Annotated in this window: 3 protein-coding genes; all 3 read right to left on the reverse strand. The window is 65.8% G+C overall.

What is annotated here, in order from left to right:
* On the reverse strand, nucleotides 1-437 hold a 437-nt coding region (locus JOZ00_RS06660; RefSeq protein ID WP_293341457.1), incomplete at its 3' end, for a biotin/lipoyl-containing protein.
* Nucleotides 434-1,468, reverse strand: coding sequence for a 3-methyl-2-oxobutanoate dehydrogenase subunit beta (gene bkdB / locus JOZ00_RS06665; RefSeq protein WP_293341460.1), 1,035 nt, complete (start codon nucleotides 1,466-1,468; stop codon nucleotides 434-436). The genes JOZ00_RS06660 and bkdB, both read right to left, overlap by 4 nt.
* Before the next feature lie 9 nt (nucleotides 1,469-1,477).
* Nucleotides 1,478-2,007: thiamine pyrophosphate-dependent enzyme (locus JOZ00_RS06670; protein WP_293341463.1), on the reverse strand; the 530-nt coding region annotated here is incomplete at its 5' end.

Below are 2,007 nucleotides of genomic sequence, written 5' to 3' on the forward strand. Positions count from 1 at the left end.
ATCACACCGCCGGCGCTGCCGTGCAACGAGCTGAGGTCGACCATCAGCTCCTTGGCCAATTTGCGTACGGGTGGGGCGGCAAGCGGCCTGGGAGTCCGTCGACTCGTGTCGATGCCCGCGTTGGCGCCGTAGCCCACCAGCGTGGGCGGCTCTTCTACCGGCGCGGGCGCCTCGCCATTCAGCGGTGCCGTGTCGATCCGGACCAGCACCGCGCCCACTTTGAGTACATCGCCCTCGTCGCCCTGCATTTCGACGATCCGGCCGCCGTGCGGGCTGGGTATCTCCACCTCGGCCTTGGCCGTCTCCACCGTGCACAACACCTGGTTCAGGTCGACGAAGTCACCCATAGCGACATTCCAATGGGTCACCGTCACTTCTTCGAGCCCCTCGCCGAGATCGGGGACGCGGAACGCCTTGACGCGATCGTCGGTGCTCATGGTTGACTCAAGGCACGCTCGACGCAGTCCAGCAGCCGGTCGGGGCCGGGAAGCCACAATCTCTCCAACCGGGCCGGCGGGTAAGGCGTGTCAAAACCGCAGGCGCGCAACACCGGTGCCTCCAGCTCGTAGAACAACTCCTCTTGAATGCGGGCGGCCAAACCGGCGCCATAACCGAGGCTGCGCGGCCCCTCATGCATCACCACGCAGCGGCCGGTCTTGCGGATCGACGCCGCGACGGTGTCGAAATCCAACGGGACCAGTGAGCGCAGGTCTATGACTTCCAGACTCCAACCATGTTGCCGCTGAGCATCTTCCGCGGTACCGACCGCGGTGCTGACCAGGCTTCCATAGGTCACGACGGTCACGTCGGTGCCCGGCCTGCGCACCAACGCCTGTCCGATCGGTGGCTCCGGCCGGCCGGCGTCGACCATGCCGCGTCCCTGGTAGCGCCGCTTGGGCTCCAAGTACATCACCGGATCCGGGCATGCGATCGCATGACGCAGCAACCAGTAGGCGTCGGCGGGATCGGACGGAACCACCACTTTGAGGCCGGCGGTGTGCGCCCAATACGACTCGGTGGAGTCCGAATGGTGTTCGGCCGCACCGATTCCCCCGAACGACGGGATCCGCACCGTCACCGGCATGTTGATCTCGCCCCGGGTGCGGTTGCGGTACTTGGCCAGATGGCTGACGACCTGGTCGAAAGCCGGATAGGAAAACCCGTCGAATTGGATTTCGGGCACCGGCACGAAGCCGCGCAGCGCCAAACCCACCGCAATACCGACGATGGCGGACTCCGCCAAAGGCGTGTCGAAGCAACGGCTCTCACCGAACGTCGCGGCCAATCCCTCGGTTACCCGGAACACCCCGCCCTCGACCGAGACGTCCTCGCCGAACACCAGGACCCGCTCGTCGGCGGCCATTGCGTCGTGCAGAGCGCGGTTGAGTGCCTGCACCATTGTCAATGACTGCGGACCGCGAGCCGCATCGGCCGCTGCGGCGGCCGGACGATCAGCGAGCTGAGTCATTGGCGCCTCTCAATCGATTCGGTCGAGTTCGGCCCGCAGCTGCTGACGCTGCGCCTGCAGTCCGGGCGTGATCTCCGCGTACACGTTGGTGAAAACCTCGTCGACGTCGAAATCCGGCGCGTCGAAGACGGCGTCGCGCAATTCGGCCCGCATGCGCTTCGACCGGGCATCGACCCGCTCTTCCAAGCGCTTCGACCACAGGCCCTGATTCTGTAAGTAGCTGCGGTAACGCGGGATCGGATCCAGCGCCGCCCAGTGGTCCACCTCATCCTGGGTCCGGTATCGAGTCGGATCGTCGGAGGTGGTGTGCGGGCCAAGGCGATAGGTGACCGCCTCGATCAACGTCGGACCGCCACCGGCCCTCGCCCGGGCGGCGGCCTCGGCCATGACCGCATAGCAGGCCAGCACGTCGTTGCCGTCCACCCTGATACCGGGCATGCCGTATCCAATTGCCTTGTGCGCTATGGACGGCGCGACGGTCTGCTTGGATATCGGCATCGAGATCGCCCACTGGTTGTTCTGCACGAAGAAGATGCAGG

Origin of the sequence: Mycobacterium sp. (assembly GCF_019243155.1) — a bacterium.
Taxonomy (GTDB): Bacteria; Actinomycetota; Actinomycetes; order Mycobacteriales; family Mycobacteriaceae; genus Mycobacterium.